The sequence below is a fragment of the Leucobacter sp. PH1c genome (assembly GCF_000633415.1).
Lineage (GTDB): Bacteria > Actinomycetota > Actinomycetes > Actinomycetales > Microbacteriaceae > Leucobacter.
The window spans coordinates 1-410 of record NZ_AYMV01000072.1 but is presented as its reverse complement, the minus strand read 5'-3'; the positions used below and the strand labels follow the sequence as shown (position 1 = coordinate 410).

Genomic DNA, 410 nt, shown 5'->3' with positions numbered 1-410 from the left:
CGAGCTGCGCGACCACCTCGTCCGGGTCGGCATCGACGGCGTCGCGGGATTCATCACGGCGCTCGACGGCCTGCCGCAGGCCCCCGTGCCCACGGTCGAGCCCGCGGCGCTCGTCGAGTTCCCGCATGAGCTGCTGCTCGACGTGCGCGGGCGAGCCGAGTTCGCGGAGGGCCACCTTCCCGGCGCCGCGCAGCTCTCTGCGGGGCGCGCGCTGTGGCACCTCGACGAGCTCCCCCGCACGGGCACGATCGTGGCGCACTGCCGCAGCGGCGCCCGCGTCGGCGTCGTCGCGAGCGCGCTCCGCCGCGAGGGCTTCGACGTGGTCGAGCTCGCCGGGAACTACCTCGGGTGGCGTGCGGCGCAGACCGCCGACGCGCGCTAGCGGATCCCGCGCCCGCGCGACCCCGCCC

The 410-nt window shown here is 77.3% G+C and carries 1 protein-coding gene; it reads left to right on the top strand.

The window, feature by feature from the left end; all coding sequences use genetic code 11:
* On the top strand, positions 1-382 hold a 382-nt coding region (locus U874_RS0113950), incomplete at its 5' end, for a rhodanese-like domain-containing protein (protein ID WP_029988540.1).
* Positions 383-410: the final 28 nt, after the last annotated feature.